Origin of the sequence: Paenibacillus sp. NPDC058071 (assembly GCF_042885235.1) — a bacterium.
Taxonomy (GTDB): Bacteria; Bacillota; Bacilli; order Paenibacillales; family Paenibacillaceae; genus Pristimantibacillus.
This window is the reverse complement of the sequence record NZ_JBHVSK010000002.1, coordinates 138,300-158,947: the sequence shown is the minus strand read 5'-3', so window position 1 is coordinate 158,947 and position 20,648 is coordinate 138,300. Positions and strand designations below refer to the sequence as shown.

At 51.2% G+C, this 20,648-nt stretch carries 12 protein-coding genes; 9 read left to right on the top strand and 3 right to left on the bottom strand.

The features are described from left to right. Nucleotides 1-190 precede the first annotated feature (190 nt). From ACFVTB_RS03605 to ACFVTB_RS03595, 3 genes are all read left to right on the top strand, one after another. A complete protein-coding gene (locus tag ACFVTB_RS03605; RefSeq protein WP_387745301.1) occupies nucleotides 191-760 on the top strand; it encodes an SF0329 family protein in 570 nt (189 codons plus the stop codon). A 35-nt stretch (nucleotides 761-795) separates the two neighbouring features. Continuing rightward, a complete protein-coding gene (locus tag ACFVTB_RS03600; RefSeq protein WP_387745298.1) occupies nucleotides 796-1,062 on the top strand; it encodes a hypothetical protein in 267 nt (88 codons plus the stop codon). Nucleotides 1,063-1,446: 384 nt separating this feature from the next. Then, on the top strand, nucleotides 1,447-4,263 hold the full coding sequence (locus ACFVTB_RS03595) for an S-layer homology domain-containing protein (protein WP_387745295.1): 2,817 nt from the start codon (nucleotides 1,447-1,449) through the stop codon (nucleotides 4,261-4,263). Nucleotides 4,264-4,403: 140 nt separating this feature from the next. Here the strand turns inward: ACFVTB_RS03595 and ACFVTB_RS03590 are convergent, their stop codons facing one another. Continuing rightward, nucleotides 4,404-5,270, bottom strand: coding sequence for a helix-turn-helix domain-containing protein (locus ACFVTB_RS03590; protein WP_387745292.1), 867 nt, complete (start codon nucleotides 5,268-5,270; stop codon nucleotides 4,404-4,406). Nucleotides 5,271-5,465: 195 nt separating this feature from the next. Here ACFVTB_RS03590 and ACFVTB_RS03585 point away from each other — a divergent pair, with 195 nt between their 5' ends. Further along, the gene (locus ACFVTB_RS03585; RefSeq protein ID WP_387745289.1) at nucleotides 5,466-7,784 is read left to right on the top strand and encodes a glycoside hydrolase family 95 protein; all 2,319 of its coding nucleotides are present in this window, start codon (nucleotides 5,466-5,468) and stop codon (nucleotides 7,782-7,784) included. 183 nt (nucleotides 7,785-7,967) lie between these two features. Beyond that, on the top strand, nucleotides 7,968-11,033 hold the full coding sequence (locus ACFVTB_RS03580) for a carbohydrate-binding protein (RefSeq protein ID WP_387745286.1): 3,066 nt from the start codon (nucleotides 7,968-7,970) through the stop codon (nucleotides 11,031-11,033). A gap of 139 nt (nucleotides 11,034-11,172) precedes the next feature. Here the strand turns inward: ACFVTB_RS03580 and ACFVTB_RS03575 are convergent, their stop codons facing one another. Both ACFVTB_RS03575 and ACFVTB_RS03570 read right to left on the bottom strand, forming a co-directional pair. Further along, the gene (locus ACFVTB_RS03575; RefSeq protein ID WP_387745283.1) at nucleotides 11,173-12,918 is read right to left on the bottom strand and encodes a sensor histidine kinase; all 1,746 of its coding nucleotides are present in this window, start codon (nucleotides 12,916-12,918) and stop codon (nucleotides 11,173-11,175) included. Between the two features lie 17 nt (nucleotides 12,919-12,935). After that, a complete protein-coding gene (locus tag ACFVTB_RS03570) occupies nucleotides 12,936-14,528 on the bottom strand; it encodes a response regulator (protein ID WP_387745280.1) in 1,593 nt (530 codons plus the stop codon). 211 nt (nucleotides 14,529-14,739) lie between these two features. Here ACFVTB_RS03570 and ACFVTB_RS03565 point away from each other — a divergent pair, with 211 nt between their 5' ends. The 4 genes from ACFVTB_RS03565 to ACFVTB_RS03550 all read left to right on the top strand — a co-directional run bounded on the left by ACFVTB_RS03565 (nucleotide 14,740) and on the right by ACFVTB_RS03550 (nucleotide 20,557). Then, nucleotides 14,740-15,723 carry an ABC transporter permease gene (locus tag ACFVTB_RS03565; protein WP_387746175.1) on the top strand — a complete coding sequence of 328 codons (984 nt, stop codon included), beginning with the start codon at nucleotides 14,740-14,742 and terminating at the stop codon, nucleotides 15,721-15,723. Between the two features lie 26 nt (nucleotides 15,724-15,749). Then, nucleotides 15,750-16,637: a carbohydrate ABC transporter permease gene (locus ACFVTB_RS03560; RefSeq protein WP_387745277.1), complete on the top strand. Its 888-nt coding sequence runs from the start codon at nucleotides 15,750-15,752 to the stop codon at nucleotides 16,635-16,637. Between the two features lie 112 nt (nucleotides 16,638-16,749). Next, on the top strand, nucleotides 16,750-18,381 hold the full coding sequence (locus tag ACFVTB_RS03555; protein WP_387745274.1) for an ABC transporter substrate-binding protein: 1,632 nt from the start codon (nucleotides 16,750-16,752) through the stop codon (nucleotides 18,379-18,381). Nucleotides 18,382-18,502: 121 nt separating this feature from the next. Further along, on the top strand, nucleotides 18,503-20,557 hold the full coding sequence (locus tag ACFVTB_RS03550) for an alpha-galactosidase (RefSeq protein WP_387745271.1): 2,055 nt from the start codon (nucleotides 18,503-18,505) through the stop codon (nucleotides 20,555-20,557). Nucleotides 20,558-20,648: the final 91 nt, after the last annotated feature.

Sequence of the window (20,648 nt, the reverse complement as noted above, 5' to 3'; positions counted from 1 at the left end):
GAAAAAAGCAGCTCATCCTCATCCGAGGGTAGGCTGCTTTTATACTATTAGCTTAACCATTCGTTTCATTTGTCTGCTTTCCCTCAGCGGTGGACATTCTAACATAGAGGATTGGTGTTGGTTATTGTATGATGGATAGTAGAACAACTACGTCAATCGGTAGTAATTACTATAGAACAAGGAGTATTACATGAGCTGGAGCAAATTGAAACAAAATCTGGAGAGTTTTTTATGTCCTGCGTTACTTGGAAGGGTCGAATACCGTGCAACGAGCTATCGTTATTTACCCGATAAAGCAGGGCTTTGTTATATTTCAGTAGATAAAAAGAACGTACTTAATATGAGTGATACAACTAACTTAATCAGATGGTATCAGAGTGAGCAGGAAATTAAGAATGATTCAGGTATCCAAATTCCTATCAGCAATGAAGAAATTGAAGCCGTCAGAAAAGATACCAAGGGGACAGTTCCAGAGGATCGTCTAAAAGTAATAGCAAGAGGCAGAAAAATATCCGAGTTGGCAAAGGCGCTTTTATTGGCACAGTCATCGCTAAGTAAATCAAATTTTGGCGTTGTGGCTAATAAGTTTTTATCCACATCTATTGAGGAAAGCTTAGAGAGCAATGATATCTTATTGAATATTCTAGCTCTGGTGGACAAACGAGTAGGAAAAAAACGAATTTTAAATATGTCCGAGAAGATGAAGTTAAAGCATCCGGCTGTGCAGTATTTTTATGAGCTACGGTTAAGTACGGTTTGATAGTTGTCTCAAAGGGTGAAGAACGGAGTAAATGCATGAAAAAGGCACTGACATTAGGCTTGATATTTGTTTCGATTTTGTTTTCAGGATGTAGTACGACGAACAAATTAAGCAGTGCTGAATTTACTAACCTTACACTAGCCGTAATTAAAATAAACAACTTTACCTATCTAATGACCGATGAAGTTTTACCTGCTAACAAGGTTGAAGAGCAAATAGCCAAAATTACTCAAATTCATGCAATTGTGTCTTACTCAGAAGAACAAAATCCTTATACAAGTCTGAGTGAAATTTTTAAATAAAGGATATCAATATAGAAGAGGCAGTAGCAATAAAAGTTAATGATAATCTATATAAAGCAAATATTAACTAATAAATACTTCGATTGATTGAATAAGCCTTTGAGGGATTTGCTTCAATACTTGCCCAACGCCAATGTTGTGGCCTTTGCAGCATTCAACGTCTCTCTTAAGGCTTCTTTGTGTTCGGAGTTAAATCCCCCCTATATTATGGAGATTAAGTCATCATATCGAAGATACCGCGCGGTTTTTCAATTGTTCTATCACCTGAGCAGGGATCATGTTTTTATTCACATTTTTTGGCGAATGGTCTATTATTATGTCTATCAAGGGATGATTTTTGCTAAAAAATACAAGTTTAGTGTCCGATGGAGGTATAACATATTGATGATAAAACTTACTGTAAGGTATGCAATGATCCTTAGCGTGTTGTTGGCTACCCTCAGCTTGTCTCCTGCGACAACGAGAGCAGAGAGCCCACGTGCACCTCTCGGGCCGGGAATCGAATTGACGAGCTTTAACGATTGGCCGGACTCCTTGTCTAAGTCGTATTCCTTGTTTGGAGGAGGCGTCTTTGATGGCTTGAACCTATGGATGGTTCCGGCAGAGACCAATCAAGTGGTTAAGCTGAACACGGTGACGGGAGAGACGACTGGGTATAGCGATTGGCCGAGCGGATTTGTCAAAAGAAACGGCGCCTTCAATAGCGGGGTGTTTGACGGAAGCAATATTTGGATGGTCCCGTCGCTAGCCGATCGGGTCATTAAGGTAGATCCTGCGACGGGCAATATGACCGGTTATAACGATTGGCCGAGCGGATTCGTCAAAGGCACCTCCGCTTTCAACGGCGGTGTGTTCGACGGCAAATACGTCTGGTTGATTCCATCGAGTGCGAACAAGCTTGTAAGAATCGATCCGGTTACCGAAGAGATGACTGGTTATGACGATTGGCCCAATGGGTTTACGAAATCCAACTATGCTTTCAGTGGGGGAGTTTTCGACGGAACGTACATCTGGCTGATTCCTTCCACAGCGAGCCATGTGATTCGGTTGAACCCAGAAACGGGCGAAATGAAAGGTTACTCTGATTGGCCGAGTGATTTTGCAAAAGTAGGCTATAGCTTTAACGGAGGGATCTACGATGGACATGATGTCTGGATGATCCCGTACAGCTCCAACCAATTCGTGAAGTTGAATACGGCTACTGGGGAGATGACTGGCTATGACGATTGGCCCGACGGTTTCGATAAGAGCCAGAACTTATTTAACGGCGGGGTGTTCGACGGACGGAGCATCTGGACAAAGCCTTCTAAAGACGAGCGAATTCTGAGAATCGATACCGCAACAGGTTCCATAACGGGATATAACAATTGGCCGACGGGGGTATCCGGGAGCAATCAGTCGTATAACGGAGGCATCTACGACGGAGCGAATGTTTGGCTGGTTCCTTCTAATACCATGAATATCATTCGAATTTCCAGCATTCCGGAACTTAGCTCCGCCGTCGCTGGGGACGGGCAAGCTGCCTTGAGCTGGGAGCCTGTCCATAGCGCTTCAGGGTATGCCATTTATGAGCGTCAGGATACGGGAACCGGCGCTTCGTTAGCGGCTAGCGTCAGTTCATCGGTGTATCAGCATACCGTGACAGGATTAAGCAACGGCGAAACTTACTATTATACGGTCAAAGCCGTTTATTCAAACCGAACGAGCGCGGCGTCCAACGAGTTAAGCGTGACGCCCGTTTCGGACAATGCGAATCTGAGCGGACTAACGCTGTCCAACGGGGCGCTCAGCCCGGACTTCGCGGCTGGTACGACGTCGTATACGGCAAACGTTGAGTATGAAGTGAGCGATGTAAAGGTGACGCCGACGACGGCGAACATGGCGTCGACGCTGACGGTAAACGGAACGCCGGTCGCGAGCGGTTCTTCTAGTGAAACGATTCCGTTGACGGTTGGTTCGAATACGATCACGATCGTCGTGACCGCGGCGAGTGGAACGACGAAGACGTACGAAGTAACGGTGACGCGGAAGGAGCCTGCGAGCAGCAGTGGCGGTGGTAGCGGTGGCGGTAGTAGTGGTAGTTGGACGACGGTAAACTCGGGGCCGATGATTGATCTGAACGGTAGGCTAATCGATCCATCGACGATTGATGTAACCAAGCCTTCGGCGCTCCTGGTCGCCGAGCCGAAGGATGGCGTGGTCTATGCGCAGATTCCGGGAAAATGGATTACGGATACGGCGAAAAAGAATGAAGCGTTCTATTTGGAGATTAAAGCGCCGTTCGGAAGTTATCGAATCCCGGTTAGGATTGCATCGATCGTTCCTGGTTTGCAAGAGCTGCTGGACGCAAAATCATTGACCGTACAAGATGTCGGCTTCCGGTTGCTCCTGACTGACGAGACGAAGAGAACGGACCTGTCCAAGAAGCTGAAGACTGATCTGCCTCAAAGCACTCTTCTAAGTTCTATCGTCAGTCTTAAGCTTGAAGTCGTCAGCTTGAAGACTGGACTGCCCGTTCAGTCGGTGAACCGCCTCCAAGGCGAAGGTGGAGCGACGAATCATCTTACGATTCCAATAAATCGCTCAAACGCACCTACTGAATGGGGGGCATATCGATACGATGAGGAGACAAGCCGCTTCGAGTTCGTACCCGCGCGGCTTATCAAGTCCGAAGGCGGCGGCGCGGCAGGAGTCGTATCGGTAAAGAGCGGCATATACGTCGTGGTCGAGAATCCGGTTTCGTTCCTAGATACGACGGGCCATTGGGGAGAAGGCGTGATTAGGCAAGCGGCGGCCAAGGGGCTTGTAATCGGCATTGGAGAAGGGCGTTTCGCGCCGAATCGTACCATCACGCGCTCTGAATTCGCAACGATGCTGATGTGTGCGGTTGGAAGCGAGGCTCCAACGAAGGATATATCTTTCAAGGAAGAATTGACTCGGGAGCAACTCGCCGGCATGCTGGCGGATGCGATAGGCGGCAGTGCTGCTGCGAACAATGGAAGCGGGATAACAAAAGCGTTCCGCGATATAGGGGCAGTCGATCCAGCGTACGCCAAGCAAGTCGAACAGATCATCGCTCTTCGAATCATGGAGGGAACTGGCTCCGGTCTGTTTGAGCCGCAAGGAAAAGTGACGAGAGCCCAAGCGGCGGCAGTTTTGATTCGAACGCTGGTTGTTCTTGGGTACATCGATAAGGAATGAAAATTCGAATCAAATGATATTCTTATCCAGAAACACGTGCGGAAAATATGAAGGTTGTATAAGCAAAGAGAGCCGCGGGTTATCCCGCAGGCTCTCTTTGCGTTGACCGGTGTCAGCACAAGCGCTAAGACAAGAAGTCTCTACTTGTCTGATGACGGTTGAAGCCGGTAAGCGCGGGGGCTGGCGCCGTGGAAGGCGCTGAATTGGCGGGTGAACGGATGGATAGAGGTGTATCCCAGCCTTTCGGAAATGGCGGTCACCGAGAGATTCGTTTCCACAAGCAGATGGGCTGCGCGTTTCATCAGAAGCCTGTGGCGGTAAGCGTTTGGCGTAAATCCAGTTTCCCGCAAAAACAGCGTGTGGAAGTAAGAGCGCTTCAAGCCGCACATTGCCGACCACTCTTCTACCGAGGTTCGCGTCTCGGGATGCTCGTTCAGTTGCGCCAGCAGCTTAACAATGCGGAAGTCGCTAGGCTGATGGGTATGAATGACGTTGTACCAGCTCAGCATCCAAGCGTACAGCAGGCTGTTGATGAGCTCTTCGCGATAATGGCACGCATCGTCAAATTGCTTGGCGAGCGTAACGAAGGAATCGAATAGCCAGGGATACGGCTGCAGCGAGAAGCGACTGGGCAGTGAATCCAGCTCTGGGCATGGCTCTGTAACGGAGCGGGTGTCGAACGCAAACGGCTCCGGCGCATGAATAAACATCCGGTTGAGCGATACCGGGCTCGGAGCGCCTTCCCACATATCGCAATAAAGGTTATAGGAGGACAAGGGTTGTCCTTTCTCAATATGAAAAGCATGAGGCTCGCCCGGGCGCAGAAAGATAAGCGTCCCGCGGTCGATCGGGTAGAGATTCCCATTCACTTCCATTTCACCGGGTCCATCCACGAATAGATGGAACGCATAGACATTGCAGACACGCAGCTTCTCGTTCTCGCGGCCTTCATAAAGATAACGCATGGAATCGCCGACGTAGGGCTTTAATTCATTGAGTGGTTTCATCTTCCGTTTCCCTGCCTTTGCTTCGCTTGACCATGAGGTGAATGATTTGAAAAAGTTTATCGGACTAATCGTCAACTAATTGGACTAGCGAACAAATACGTCTTTTCTGATCAATGTTACAATAATGGCAAATTTGCAAAAGGGCTTTCATGGTCAGGGTGAACTGAGGAGCCGACACCGGAGAGGATGATTTCGATGAAAATGACATATACGCAGCCGGCAAGCGGCTGGAAGCAAGGGCTTCCGCTCGGCAACGGACAGCTTGGAGCGGTTCAGCACGGCGGCATCGACAACGAGACATGGAATATGACCGAGGTGACCTTCTGGTCAGGCAAGCCGGAGCGTTTCGGCGGATCGCCGAATGCAAGAGAGAGACTGGCAGAGATGCGGGAGGCGTTCTTTAGCGGAGATTATGTCAAAGGAGACAAGCTGGCAGAGCAGTATTTGGAGCCGAGGAAGGGCAACTTTGGCACAAACCTGTCGTTATGTGACATTCTAATTAGCTATGGGGACGAGGGCAGCGAACTGGTTCGCGAGTTGGATCTAGAGCGAGCCGTCGCAACGGTATCGTATCGGAGCAACACCGGAGCGACCATTCGGCGGGAATCGTTCGCAACGCATGCGGATGAAGTTTTTGTATCCCGCGTCAAGGGCGACCGCCCGGGAGGCGTATCGTTGAAGCTGCGCCTACAAGGAAGAACGAATACATTCGATGCTTGGTTAGAAGAAGAAAACAAACTGGTTTTCCGTACACAAGCGACGGAGGACATTCATAGCGACGGAACTTGCGGAGTCTGGAGCGAAGGCGGAGTTGCGTTTGCCGTCACAGGCGGAAGGCTGCAAGGGACGAATGGAGAGATCCGTATCGAGGAAGCGGACGAGGTCGTCATTTATTTCGCCGTTGCCACCGATTACGACCGCAAGGACGATAGCTGGAAAGCCGAAAGCACGGAGCGGCTCAATGCTGCCCGAGTTAAAGGTTTCGATCGGCTCCTAGAGGATCATTTAACGGACTATCAAGTACTCTATGGACGCGTCAATCTTGATCTTGGAGAGACGGATGAATTCGCTGCTCTTCCGACGGATGAACGTGTACGCCGCCTGCGGGCGGGCGATGCTCGCGACACTGGACTCATCGCATTGTTCTACCAGTATGGGCGTTATCTGACCATTGCCGGGTCGAGGGTCGATTCCAGATTGCCGCTGCACTTGCAAGGCATATGGAATGACGGCGAAGCCAATGCGATGGCGTGGAGCTGCGACTATCATCTTGACGTCAATACGGAGATGAACTATTACCCGACTGAAATAAGCAATTTGGCGGAATGCCACATACCGCTTATGAATTATATCGAGAAGCTGGCTGCGGCGGGCCGGTCTGCCGCGGAAGACTTCTACGGCTGCGAGGGTTGGGTTGCGCATGTATTCTCTAATGCGTGGGGGTTTGTGTCGCCGGGCTGGGGAAGGTCTTGGGGGATGAACGTAACGGGCGGCCTCTGGATCGCGACTCATCTGAAGGAGCATTACGAATACAGCAAGGACCGCGACTTTTTATCCCGACAGGCCTATCCGGTTATGAAGGAAGCGGCGCTGTTCTTCCTTGATTATATGGTAATCCATCCGAAATACGGCTGGCTTGTAACGGGGCCGTCGAACTCCCCGGAGAACAGCTTCTATCCAGGTCCGTCAGAGCAAGGGGAGCAGCAGCTTTCCATGGGCTCGACGATGGATCAAATGCTGGTGCGCGATTTGTTCGTCTTCTGTCTGAAGTCGGCGGAGCTGCTGCAAGCCGATCCAGAGCTGCAAGCGCGGCTTAAGGCGGCGATTGAACAGCTGCCGCCGCTTCAAGTCGGCAAGCGCGGCCAACTGCAGGAATGGCTGGAGGACTATGAGGAGGCGCAGCAGCAGCATCGTCACTTCTCCCATATGTACGGCCTCTATCCGGGCAATCAGATTACGCCGGAGCATACGCCGGAGCTGAGCGCCGCAATGAGGCAGACGTTGCTTGGACGCATGCTAGTCGACGAATTGGAGGACATTGAGTTTACCGCAGCTTTGTTCGCGCTGGGCTTCTCCAGGCTGCATGACGGCAACCAGGCGGTGAAGCATATCCGTCATCTAATCGGCGAGCTGTGCTTCGACAATTTGCTGTCCTATTCCAAGCCGGGCGTAGCCGGCGCAGAGACGAATATTTTCGTCATTGACGGTAACTTCGGCGGAACGGCAGCGATTGCTGATATGCTTCTGCAAAGCCATGCTGGCTCTATTCATCTGCTGTCTGCTTTGCCAGCAGACTGGTCCAACGGGTCATATGAAGGCTTGCGGGCAAAAGGGAATGCGGAAGTGTCGGTTGTATGGAACGGCGGTTGCTTGATGGAAGCGATCATCACGGCGCACTCCGATCTGGAGACGGTCGTGAAATACGGCGGCAGCCAGATCCGTCTGCAACTGGAAGCAGGCAAACGCTATTGGTTAGACAGTCAATTACAGCTGGTTAAGGTTGAAGCTGCATAACAAGTATTCCAGCCGCCAAAGGGAGAGCTGCACCAGAATCAGAGGGTGCTAAGCACAAACTTTGGCGGTTTGTCGTATCGTTCGTTAAATATTGGGATTGTTCCGACCCATTCTCTGTTTTACATTGGAAATGCACTTTGTAAGCGCTTAACACTTTAAATGGCGAACAGGAGGCATGATGTAATGAGAAGGAAACATTGGGGATTGTCCGGCAAAGGCTTGTTCCTCTTGCTGACGGCAGTGCTGCTTGTCCAGACGGTATTTTTCGCTTCTGGGCAAGCCGGGAGTAAAATCCATGCGGCAAGCGCAGACACGGAGGCGACGATAGCGGCGGAGGCGGCGGCCGGAAGCTATTCGTATGAAGCTGAAGCGGCGGCGAACACGTTGTCAGGCAAAGCGGAGATTAAATCATGCGGAGAAGCAACCGGTTGCTCCGGCGGCCGTGTCGTCGGCGGGCTATGGGGCGGTTCATCGTTGACATTCAATGATATTACTGTGGAAGCAGCCGGCGTATATACGCTGACGGTACACTATATTTCGGGCGACCCGAGGTCGTTTGGCGTTAGCGTCAATGGCGGCACGAAGGATCACTACGATCTGCCGAAGACGGCGGACTGGGATACGCTTGGCGTTTATGAACTTGAAGTGGAACTGAAAGCGGGAGCGAATACGATTCGCTTGGACGATGAGGGCGGCTACTCGCCGGACATCGACCGGATCGACCTCCGCTTATCTGATAACGGCGGTCCTGGCGGTCCTGTTGCAGGTGCTGTCTATGAGGCGGAAGCTTCCGTCAACGTGCTGACAGGCAATGCCGCGGTAAGCGATTGCTCGACTGTGACCGGCTGCTCGGGCGGCCGCAAGGTAGGCAATTTGTGGGGCGGCTCTACACTGCAGTTCCGTGATATTATGGCGGAGAAAGCCGGCGTGTACAAGCTTAACATCTACTATATTTCCGGAGATCCTCGCCCGGTATCGATCTCTGTCAATGACGGCGCATCGGAAAACTATGCGCTGCCAAAAACGGAAAACTGGGACACGCTTGGCGTATTTACGCTGGAGATCGAATTGAAAGCAGGAACGAACTCGATTACATTCAACGATGACGGAGGCTGGTCGCCGGATATCGACAAGCTGGAGATCGCCGCTGCTGGAGGCGGGGGCGAAGATCCGGGTCCGGTCGATAACATCGGTGCAATCGGCAAGGCGCTCGGTTCGGACAAGTACGGCTCCATTAAAGTAACGGAGTATGAGAAGGGAGCAACTTTCGACTCCCGCTCCTACAGCATTACGTTCAATACGGAGTCCGGTCTGGCTGCCTATGCTTGGAATGGCAAGACGATTGTGAAGGGCGCGTATGCTAGCGCTCAGCTTGAAGACAAGCTGCTGGACAGCCGTCAATACAGCGAGCACAGTTTCAAGCTGAACAATGTAGAGAAGATTAAGGACGGGCACGGCAAGGGCGTCCGCATTACGGTCGAGAACCGCAGCGAAGGCTTGCCTGTGATGAAGCAAATCTACCAGCTATACGAGGATCAGCCTTACTTCCTCGTATCCCAGCAGGTTGTCAGCAGCGGCGCAGCGGTGAGCTCCAACGATATGGCTCCGCTCGTCGTTAGCGCTAGCGGCGGCGTCGATATCGGCACAGGCGGAGACAATCGCGTGCTGATTACGCCGTTCGACAACGATATGTGGTCGCGTTATCAGGCCCGTACGATCAATACTTCGCTGAACAACAACAACTACATCAGCTCGGAGATGACGGCGATCTATGACAACACCAGCCGCGGCGGGCTTGTTATCGGCTCGGTTACGCATGATGTGTGGAAAACCGGCATCTACTGGAGCGGCTCGAACGACAAATTGAATAAGTTGAAAGTATACGGCGGCTTTACGTCGCTCACTTCGACCCATGACACGATCGATCACGGCAAAGTGTCGGGCCAGACGATTACATCTCCGCAAATTGCGGTCGGTTACTATGCCGATTACCGTGACGGTTTGGAGAATTATGGCGAAGCGAATGCAGCAGTTGCTCCGCCGCTCAAGTTCGAGAAAGGCGTACCTTCCGACGTACCGGTTGGCTGGAACAGCTGGGGCGCGTACGAAAGCTCGCTCAGCTACGATAAAGTTGTAGAAGTATCCAATTTCTTTAAAGCCAATCTGCAAAAGTCGTTTACGAACGATGGCACCGTATATATTAACATGGACTCGTATTGGGACAACCTGTCCGAGCAGCAGCTTCGTGATGCGGTGAAGGTTATTCGTAAAAACGGGCAAAAAGCCGGCATCTACTATGGCCCATTCGTATATTGGGGCGATAATATGTCGCAGCCGGTAGAAGGCACAAACGGCAAGTATACGTACGGAGACATCGTGCTTCGAGATGCGGCGGGCAACCTTTTGCCGAAGGTGGACGGCGCCTATGCGATCGATCCGACACATCCTGGCGCGCAACAGCGTGTAGAATACGTGTTCAAGAATTTTCTGGACTATGGCTTTGAATATATTAAAATCGACTTCCTGACGCACGGCTCGTTCGAAGGCAAGCATTATGATCCGAAGGTGCAGACGGGTATTCAAGCCTATAACCAAGGGATGGCGCATATCAATAAGACGCTGGGGGGCAAAATGTTCATCAGCGCCTCGATCGCGCCGATGTTCCCGAGCCAATATGCGCATGCGAGACGCATTTCCTGCGACATCGACGGCACGCTTGGCCGCACGGAATACCAGCTTAACAACCTGACTTACGGCTGGTGGCAAAACGGAACGATATATGCGTATACCGATCCTGATTATATGACGCTGGCCAAGGGCGGCTCGTACAATGCAGCGCAGACGCGGGTCAACGCCGCCGCCATTTCCGGCACGGTGTACATGAACTCCGATGACGTTAGCGATGTGGAGACGCAGGAACTGATGAAGTTGCTGCTGACGAATAAAAACGTGAATGAAATCGCGCTGATCGGCGAAGCGTTCCGTCCGGTTGAAGGCAACACAGGAACAGCCGCAGCTGACGTATTCGTCCTGCAGAACAAAAAGGACTACTACCTCGCGGTATTTAACTACACGAATGAAGCAGCGGCGAAAACGATCGACCTGAAGCGGACGCTAGGCGTATCTGCTACGGCGAAGGTTGAGCTGACGGACGTGTGGACGGATGCGAAGGTTGAAGCGAAGGACAATCTCCAAGTGAATCTTGAAGGCGCGCAGTCGAAGCTTTATAAGGTAAAGGTGAAAAAATAGCATGTAAGGAGAAAGCCAGCAGACCGAAAAATCGGTTTGCTGGCTTTTCTTGGTTCGCCCGGCATGGGCGTCATCTCTTATCCCGAACGGGGGCTGACGAACAAGGCCTCCTCCTACTCGCTTATTCGTATGTGTTGTTTTATTTCCCCGGAATGCGAATCGTAACGGCCGTCCCGATGCCTAGACGGCTGTAGATCGAGACGCCGTAGGAGTCGCCGAATAGCAGCTTGATCCGGTTGTCGACGTTCCGGACGCCGTACCCGGACAAGGTGTCCTCGCTTAGCGGCAGATCGCGTCCGTTCGGCATCCGCATGCCCATGCCGTCGTCAATTACTTTTAGCAGAATGTCCTGTCCGTCGCGGCAGGCCCGGATAATAATATTGATGCCATGTTCATGATCCCAGATCGCATGGTTAATGCAATTTTCCACAAAGGGCTGCAGCGTGAGCTTCACGATCGGGAAAGGCAGTACGGATTCATCGATATCATAATGGACCCGCAGCAGATTGGCGAATCGCACCTGCTGGATCGATACATAGTAGCGGGTGAGTTGGATCTCCTCATGCAACGAAAGCGTGTTTTTGCCTTTATTGAGCGAAATGCGGTAAAATTTCGCCAGATCGGTCACCATCTTGTTCATTCGCGGATCGGCGTTCCGAATAGCCAGCGAAGAGATTGAAGCGAGCGAATTATACAGAAAATGCGGGTTGATCTGGGCTTGCAGAAGGTTCAGCTCCGCCTCCCGCTTGTCGATTTCCTTCATGTACACATCGGAGATCAGGGAGCTGAGACGCTGGCCCATCCTTCGCAGCGCATTGCCGATTTGGCCGATTTCGTCGCGCCCAAGCGGCCGAATGTCGGCCAGCTCGAACTCCTCTTTCTCAATGCGCCGCATCATGCCGACGAGCTTCTCCACCCGCTTCGTGAACAGCCTCGCAGTGACATAGATTAGAATCGCCATGACAGCAAGGCTGGCTACCGCATAGACCAGAATCCGTTTGGCGGTTAGGTTTGCCTTAGAGAGGAAGCTGCTGTACGGGATGAGCGAGACGCTCTTCCAGCCGTACTTGGTCGTATTGTAGACTACGAGCACCATTTCCCCGTTATACGTGCTGTCGAAATGGCCGTTCTCCTCTTCTGGGAACTTGTCCGGCAAATCAATAGGCTTGTTCAATAGCGTCTTATCTCTCGCGGACATCACGATGCCTTCCTCATTAATAATCAGTACTGTTTTATCCTCAGGCTCTTTCTCCATCAACCGAAAAATATCCGATTCCAGAATGTTAATCGTCAGTACGCCATACGGATTGTTCATGCTGCTGATGTTCAGCATGCGGGAGAGGGTGAACATCGGCGGCAGATCAGACTCCGGCGGCGTCGTCACGAAGCGTACGTCGCCATAGCTGCCCTGCATGGACTTGTATGCCAAGGAATTGCGGAAATTCTCTCCCATTTTCTTAATATACATGCCGTCTGGAGGCAGCGTTTTATTGTTGATGAAGATCGTCATAGAATGAATGTCCGGATTCGTCGTCAGCATGTTGATGAAGACGTTGTTGATATATTTGTAAGCATCGACGAATAGCGTCGGGTCCACCGAGTAATCATTCGTCAAATAGGCTCGCATCGTCGAATCGAGATATAGCGTCGCGGATAGCTTCGTGTACGTATCCAGCTTGTTTTCCAGGTTGGAGTTGATTTGGGCCACGGAAGAGCCTGTATTCGCTATCATCTGGGCGGACAGCTCGCCGCGAATCGTCGTATAGGAATATAAGGCGAAGAAGAGCAGCGGGAGAATGCCCCCAAGCAGGAACATGACGAACAGCTTCTCCCGGAGCCTCCAGTTGTTTAAAGGGTTGATAAACCAAGCGGACCGTTTTCCCATACGTTGATCACCCCAGCCTAAAGTAGCATTTTACGATATTCGTTTGGCGTACTCCCTTTATGCTTCTGAAAAACCGAACAGAAATAGGAGACGTTCTCATAGCCGACCTGATGGGCGATTTCGCGCACCTTTAGCGTACGGTTTTTGAGCAGATCCGATGCATGATTCATGCGGACGCGGGTCAAATAATCGAGTATGGTCTCGCCTGTTTTTTCCTTGAAGATAGTCCGTACATAATTGGGTGACAAGTAGACCTCTTTCGCAATATCCTCCACTGTAATTGGAAGGTGATAACGCTCGGCTATCAGCTTCGTAATCTGGCAAGCTACCGACTGATAGCGGTCTGCATCACGAGTTCCCGCAGCCTCCAGCAGTACGGTGCAGAAGCGCTGCACATACGCATTATAGTGGGCGATCGACGGCAGCAGCGACAGTTCTTTCCAATGATCGGCGAGCAGCTGGTCGCGAAGCGAGCCGGCCATCAATGAAGTGAAATTCTGCTCGAGCGTCGTAAGCAGTTGAATGACCGCTCGAACGGCGAAGTTGCGCTTGACCCGCTCTTGCCGCATGGTTGCAAACCAATCGTCCAGTGTTAGCCTGGCACGCTCGGCGTCAGTACCCTGAATGGCGGCGATCAGCTTAGCTGCGGCTTGTTCCACAGGAATGTCGGTCTGTTTCATCGATTCTTGGCTGCCCGGCATAATAACGGAGCCTGCCTGCCGATACAGCTTTTCATCATTACAGCGCTGAGACTGCTCGAACGCTTCCCTCAGCAGATGGAATCCTTTGTATGGGCCGGATAGGCCAATAGTCACGAAAGATTCGCCTTCCACTGTAATCGTCAGCAGTTCTTCCCGAAGCAGCTCCCAATAGGCAGGATCCCATTGCTGCGGTTTGCCTTGAAACAGGACAAACAACGTATTGATCCCGGTTTCCAACACAATTGCAGCATCCAGCCGCTGTCTGAGCAAGTCGCGTACAGCTTCAGCTGCATCAGAGACCAACGCTCCTGACGGCTCGGGCAGCGCGCCTCTCTCTTCCTCAGGCTTGCCTGTCAAAGCAGGGGGTTCAAACGTCATGTAAGCGGATCCAAAAAATTGCTGGGCAGAGAAGTTGGATGCGCTTTTTTCCCATTGGCTAATCCATTCCATCCGGCGCTCCTCTACAGGCTCGCGGACGATGCGCTGCAGCAGCTTCTCCAGCCGCCAACCGCCGCCTGTGCTGGCAAGCTGTTCCTCCTCGCATTTCTTTTTCACTTTTTCCAACAGGACAAGCATCTCTTCCATATCAATGGGCTTCAGCAGATAACCTGCCGCTTCGATATTGAGTGCGGACTTGATATATTGAAATTCGTTATGTCCGCTCAAGTAAACGATGATGACGCTCTTGTCGATTTGCTTCGCCCGCCGTCCAAACTCCAGTCCGTCCATAATCGGCATGCGCACATCTGTAATGACAATATCCGGTTTCAGTTCCGTAAGCTTGCCCAGCGCTTCCTTGCCGTTTCGGGCCGTCCCGACGACCCGAAAGCCGACCCGCTCCCAAGGGACATATTGTTCCATCATCTCAAGCTCGATGGCTTCATCATCTACCAGCAGTACAGTGTACATATCGGCACCCGCCTTTTCTAGAAGAAGTATTACTCTAGGATGTCTTTTTCTTAGTTTAACGGTAATGCCGCTATTCAACAATGGAGCAAAAGTAAGTGTGTGCGATTCGAATATGAATCGTTAGATCTTATTATAGAACGGGTATTTCGCCAGACCTATAATGAGAACACGAAGCAAATGAAAACGCAATCATTTAACGGGAGGCAACATGATGAACATGCAACTTAAAGCGCAACCTCACGGAAGCGGGACGCTGGTCGTCAAGCGGAAAAGAGGCGGACTGCTGGACAGATTGAAAGAGCAGCGGCTGCTTTACGTACTGATGCTGCCCGCGATCATCCTGACCTTGATGTTCTCCTATGTACCGATGTTCGGGCTATATATGGCGTTCATTAATTATCAACCAGGCGGCGGAACGTTTTTCGAGCAATTTTTCACGGCGGACTTTGTAGGGCTGCAATGGTTCGAGTACTTCTTCACTAACGGCGATTTTGTAAGAATCATGCGCAACACGCTGGCACAAAGCTTCCTGTCGCTGCTATTCGGATTCCCAATGCCGATCATTCTTGCGCTTATGATCAATGAAATGAGAAACGGCTGGTTCAAGAAGACGTTCCAGACCGTATCGTATATGCCGCACTTCATCTCGTGGGTTATCGCGGCGAATATCATCATTACGATGCTCTCGTCAGGCGGGGTTATCAACAACATCCTGATCGGACTGCATATTATCGACGAGCCAATCCAGTTCATGCAGAAAGGGCCGCTCTTCTGGTGGATTATCGCCATATCGAATGCCTGGAAGGACATGGGCTTCAACGCGATTATGTATCTGGCCGCTATTTCGGCGATCAACCCGGAGCTATACGAGGTGGCCAAGGTCGACGGCGCCAGCCGCTTGAAGCAAATGCTGCACATTACGCTGCCATCCATTAGACCGACGATTATCATCCTGGCTATTCTTGCCGTTGGCGGTATTCTGAATGCGGGCTTCGACCAGCAGTACCTGCTTCAGAACAATACGGTTATGCAATACTCAGAAGTCATCGATACGTACACGTACAAATACGGTCTGCAAAACGGCATGTTCTCGTACGGTGCTGCCGTCGGTTTGTTCAAATCGTTAGTGGCGTTCATACTCGTCATCAGCGTTAACCAGATGGCTAAAAAAATGGAAGAACAGTCGCTGTTCTAGCACAAAACTTAAGAGGAGAAGACGCCATGGTGAAAGACAAAAAAGATTTTCTCTTTATGACCGTCGTTTACGGATTTATCACTGCGATATTTATAGTTACGTTCTATCCGTTCTGGAATATATTCATTATTTCTTTGAACAGCGCGGAGGATACGCTGCGGGGAAATTTATATTTGTGGCCGAGAGAGTTCAGTTTGGCGAGCTACAAGCAAATTTTATCGGATAGCGAGATATGGATGGCTATTCGGGTCACGCTGCTTCGGACGGTTATCGGCACGCCGCTTGCCGTCATTACAATCAGCATGCTATCGTTTGCACTTAGTAAAAAAGAGCTTCTCGCAGGCCGTTTCTGGACACTGTACTTTGTTTTCACGATGTACTTCGGCGGCGGACTGATTCCTTACTACATGGTGCTCAAAAGCTATCATCTGATCGACAACTTCATGGTTTTCATCGTACCAGGCTTGATGAACGTGTTCTATATGATTATCGTTCGGACCTTTATGCAAGGACTGCCGCAGGAGCTCGATGAGTCGGCGAAGATGGACGGAGCGAACTACATCCAAATCTTCTTCCGCATCATCCTGCCGCTGACGACGCCGGTGCTGGCGACGATCGGATTGTTTACGGCAATCAGCCATTGGAATTCCTGGTTCGATTCGTACGTATTCACTTACAATCCGGATTTGAAAACGCTGCAAGCCGTACTCGTCAAAATTTTGAACCAGTACCAGACGGGCTCCATGGTCGGCGATGCGCAAGCCATGGCAAACTCAGCCAAACGCATGGCCGTATCGCCGGATACGATCCGTATGGCTGCGACGATGGTTGCGACGTTGCCAATCATTATGGTGTATCCGTTCCTGCAAAAATATTTCGTAAAAGGCATGACGCTGGGCGCGGTTAAGAGCTAATCTGCCGCCCAGCAAGCTTCCAAATTACTTGCGGGGGGTGTTGCAGTCGGCCAGATGAATGCTGAACCGTTTTTTCGATAAGCATACGATTATGAATAAGGGGGATTTTAGGATGAACGCAAAAAAATGGATACTGTCCTTGCTGACAGCCGTAATGTTGATTTCCTTATTGTCTGCTTGTGCTTCGAATTCATCGAATAAACCAAACAACAAGGGTACGGAAAAGCCAAATAGCGGTACGGAGGGCGGCACGAAAGAGCCAAGCACGGACCCGATCAAGATTACGTTTTTCGATAAAAACACAGGAGATAAATTCGATAACGCCATCGCGAAAGAAATTACAAAACGTACTGGCGTAACGATTGAAATTCAGCAGCCGACAGGCAATCCGACGGAGAAGCTGAACCTGATGCTGGCGAGCGAGGATTTGCCCGATATGATTATGTTTGACCGCTCCAGCGATCTGGTTGCGAAATACATTGAAGCGAAAGCTATTATTCCATTGAATGATCTGATCAGCCAATACGGTCCGGACGTAACGTCTATGTATGGCGATGTATTGAACAAAACGCGTTACAAAGACGGCAACAACTACTATCTCTCCAACTGGTATGGCCTTGAGCATGAGCCGGTATTCGGCTTCAATATGCGCAAGGATATCGTGAAGGAGCTCGCACCAGACAAAGCAGAGGGCGGCGTTCCATTCACGCAAAGCGAGTTCAAGCAGCTGCTCGTTGATTTCAAAGCGAAATATCCGCAAATCGACGGCAAAAACTCTATAGCCTTGACGATGGACGGCGAGAACTGGGGCGGCACGATGGGTACTTTCAAAGGCATGTTCGGCCTATCGAGCTACTATGAGCATGACGGCAAGCTCCAATATGATGTGAAAGAGCCGAAATATAGGGATATGATTCTGTTCATGAACGATCTGTACCGCTCGGACCTGATGGACAAAGAGTGGGCGATCAACAAACGCCAAGTATGGGAACAAAAAATCGCGACGGGCACAATCTTCTCGTCGACAGGCGCATACTGGGATATGGGCAACTCCAACACGATCCTTAAGAAAGACAAAGGCGAGGAATCGCAGCTGTTCGCTTATAAAGTAGTGGCAGACGGCGTTGACCCTGCGAAAACGACATTCGGCGGCCGCAGCTCCCTGGGCTGGGATGCTATTGCGATTACGAAGAAGAACAAAAATCCGGAACGCACGATGCAACTCATTAACTTCCTGGCAAGCGAAGAAGGCCAATACCTGCTCATGTGGGGCATTGAAGGCACGCACTGGGATATGAAGGACGGCAAGCACGTGCCGCGTCCGGAGACGCTCCAAGCGTTCAAAGACGACTGGACTGCTTATACGAAAGAAACGGGCATTCGCAAATGGACTTGGTTTATTAAAAATGGACCAGGCTCAGACGGTACGCCATACGATCTTCCAGGCCGTTACGAGCGTTCGCCAATCGACCAAATGGCGATCAAAAACTTGTCGGACACGATATATGACACAGCCATCTTTGATGGCCTGAACCCGCAAGGCGGAACGCCGGAAGCGTTGAACGAGCAAAAAATCAACGACATCATGAGACAGGCGCTGACTAAGGCAATCATGGCTCCTTCCGCTGATGAGGCAAGCTCGATTTTCGACAAAATGCTTACCGATATGAAAGCTGCAGGCGACGAGAAAGTTGAAGCGGTCTACTCTAGCAACTATGCAGCACGCAAGGAGCTATGGAAATAATGGCAAAACCGGTTTGCCGGGGAATAGGGAGGCCAGCTGAGCTGGCCTTTTCGTTTCATAGGATAATAGAGCCGGTAAAATATCAATGTGAACCAATAGGAGAATGGGAGCGGATGAAATCATGACGACCGTTATTGGACAATTCAAGCTGGAGCAAGCATTCGGGAAGTTTGCGGCAGACAATGGCCTGCTGAAAGTAACGGCGAATACGGAAGAGGGTACGCTGACGCTTGCCTGGAAAGACGGGCAAACGATGGCAGGTCTCTATGCGGAAGCCCGTGTGGGGACAGAAATCGTCCGTTCTTCCTACTATGGCTCGCATACCGTACCGGAAGCTTCCGTGCAGGCGATTGAGGACGGCTTTGGAGAAGGGCTCCAGTTCAGCTTCGAGCATGCGGAACCGGGCAAGCCGGTGCTGCGGCAGCTGATCCGTTTGTATAAAGACCTGCCTTACGCATTGATTGAACTGGAAGCAGAGAGCGAGCAGGAATGGGAGACGAATGAACTCACTCCGCTCGCCTCCTATCTGAATGACGATGGCTTGCTTGATTTCGGAGACGGCTCCAAAGAAGAGATCCGTTCGCTGTTTATTCCATACGACAATGACAAATGGGTCCGGTTTGGTTCACAGTCTAATCCCGGCAGCTTGCGCAGCTATGAAGTAACGGCTATTTACCGAGCGGAATCCCGTCGTGGCTTCGTAATTGGTTCGATTACGCATGACACGTGGAAAACGGCGATTGACGTGGAAGGCACCTTCTCCGAAGCGATCGGCCGCCTCCGAGTATTTGCTGGTGCAGCCGATTTGCAAACTCGCGATACCGTACCGCATGGCTCGCTGCGCGGTACATCCATTGTATCGCCGACGATCTTTGTAGGCGCGTACGCTGATTATCGTGAAGGCATGGAAGCTTACGGTGGGGCCAATGCAATCATTCAGCCTGCGCTGACGTGGTCTGGAGGCGTTCCTGTTGGCTGGAACAGCTGGTCGGCCGTTATGGCGAAGCTCGATTATGAAGTATATACCTATACATCTGATTTTTTTGCCCAAGAGATTCAAGCCGACGGCTTCGCTGATTTTGAAGGCAGCTTGTATGTCAACTTCGATGCGTTCTCGGACAATTTGAAGGAAGGCGAGCTTGAGGATGCTGTTCGCCGCGTGAAGGCAAATGGCCAGAAGCCGGGAACGTACTATACACCGTTTGCGTTCTGGGGAAGCGACCCGGATACGCCGGTGGAAGGAACGGATGGAACTGTACTGTACCGGGAAATTTTGCTCAAGGACGCGGCCGGCAAACCGCTGCCGAAGCTGGACGGCGCATTCCCGATCGATCCGTCACATCCGGAAGCGATCGCGCGCATTATGCGTCAACTGGATGAAGTCACTTCAATCGGCTTTGAGTATTTGAAAATGGATTTTCTGGCGCATGGCGCGATGGAAGGCGTGCATTATGATCCGTCTATCAGCACCGGCATTCAAGCCTATAACTACGGCATGTCGGCAATTGCGAAAGCGCTCAGCCCAGATCGCCTAGGCCGTCCGTTCCTGATCAATCTATCGATCGCACCGCTGTTCCCGCACGGCTATGCGCATAGCAGACGCGTCTCCTGCGATGCGTTTGGCACAATCGCCGATACGGAATATATGCTGAACGCGCTCACATACGGCTGGTGGATCAGCGACAATCTGTACCGCTTCAACGATCCGGATCACATCGTGCTGTATAAGAGCGACAATCAACGGACAATCTCCGAGCATGAAGGGCGCAGTCGCTTGAACTCGGGCGTTATTTCCGGCACGTCGCTGCTGCTCGGCGACGACTATCGGATGGAGGAAGCAGCCAGCCGTGCGAAGGCATGGATGACTAACAAAGAGGCTATGGCGCTGGCAAAGCGCGGCGAGACGTTCCGTCCGGCGGAAGGGCGCAGCGGCACAGGCGGTGAGGATCTTTACTCGCTGGCTGGCGACGGCGGCACCTACGTTGCGGTCTTCAACTTCGACGAAGGGAATGAAAAGTCGAAGGCGATCGACTTGTCCCGTATCGGTATCGACGGATCGAAGGGACTGACGGTTCGCGATCTGTGGAGCGGCGAGTCCTACAGCCTGCAGCCGGGCACAGCGGAGCATGTTCTGGCGCTGGAGCCAGCCGAATCGAAACTGCTATTTTACGTCTAGTACATTAGACATTTATATTCATACGAAGAGACGGTTCCTTCCTGTCGGCAATAGCCGGAAGGAAGGAACCGTAAGCGATTACCCATCCATT